The organism is Roseovarius sp. MBR-154, assembly GCF_053628595.1.
In genome coordinates, this window is record NZ_JBRJGR010000071.1 from 1 (window position 1) to 1186 (window position 1186).

Genomic DNA, 1186 nt, shown 5'->3' on the forward strand with positions numbered 1-1186 from the left:
TGTTACTCGATGATCTTCGACACGACGCCGGCGCCGACGGTGCGGCCGCCTTCGCGGATGGCGAAGCGCAGCCCGTCTTCCATGGCAATGGGCGCGATCAGCTCGACCTCGAACTTGAGGTTGTCACCCGGCATCACCATTTCCGTGCCCTCGGGCAGGTTCACCGTGCCGGTCACGTCCGTGGTGCGGAAGTAGAACTGCGGGCGGTAATTGGCGAAGAACGGCGTGTGACGGCCCCCCTCTTCCTTGGTCAGGATATAGGCCTCGGCCTCGAACTTGGTGTGCGGCTTGACCGAACCGGGCTTGCACAGCACCTGCCCGCGCTCGACGCCCTCGCGGTCGATGCCGCGCAGCAGCGCGCCGATATTGTCGCCCGCCTCGCCGCGATCCAGGAGCTTGCGGAACATCTCGACACCGGTGCAGGTCGTCTTGCGGGTGTCGCGGATGCCCACGATCTCGAGCTCGTCGCCCACGTTCACAACGCCCCGCTCGACCCGGCCGGTGACAACCGTGCCGCGGCCCGAGATCGAGAACACGTCCTCGATCGGCATCAGGAACGGCAGATCCACGGCGCGCGCGGGCGTCGGGATGTACTCGTCCACCGCCGCCATCAGCTCGCGGATCGAATTCTCGCCGATCTCGGGATCGGTGCCGTTCATCGCCGCCAGCGCCGAGCCCTTGACGATCGGAATGTCGTCGCCCGGATAGTCGTAGGAGGTCAGCAGCTCGCGCACTTCCATCTCAACCAGCTCCAGCAGCTCCTCGTCATCGACCTGATCGACCTTGTTGAGATAGACCACCATGAACGGAATGCCGACCTGACGCCCGAGCAGGATGTGCTCGCGGGTCTGCGGCATCGGGCCGTCGGCGGCGTTCACCACCAGGATCGCGCCATCCATCTGCGCCGCACCGGTGATCATGTTCTTGACATAGTCGGCGTGGCCGGGGCAATCGACATGCGCATAGTGCCGCGTGTCGGTCTCGTATTCCACATGCGCCGTCGAGATCGTGATCCCGCGCGCCTTCTCCTCGGGCGCGCCGTCGATCTGGTCATAGGCCCGGAAATCGCCGAAATACTTGGTGATCGCCGCCGTCAGCGTCGTCTTGCCGTGGTCCACATGCCCGATCGTGCCGATGTTCACATGCGGCTTCGTGCGGTCAAACTTTTCCTTTGCCATGGTCGTGG

General features: G+C 64.7%; 1 protein-coding gene. It reads right to left on the minus strand.

Going from position 1 to position 1186, the window contains the following annotated elements; all coding sequences use genetic code 11:
- Positions 1-2: 2 nt before the first annotated feature.
- Complete coding sequence (gene tuf, locus ACSSV4_RS23215) at positions 3-1178, minus strand: elongation factor Tu (protein ID WP_454277340.1); 1176 nt, start codon at positions 1176-1178, stop codon at positions 3-5.
- Positions 1179-1186: the final 8 nt, after the last annotated feature.

What these genes read in the sequence shown, in the direction of transcription:
- tuf (WP_454277340.1), bottom strand. Translation starts at nt 1,178, where the DNA reads ATGGCAAAGGAAAAGTTTGACCGCACGAAGCCGCATGTGAACATCGGC.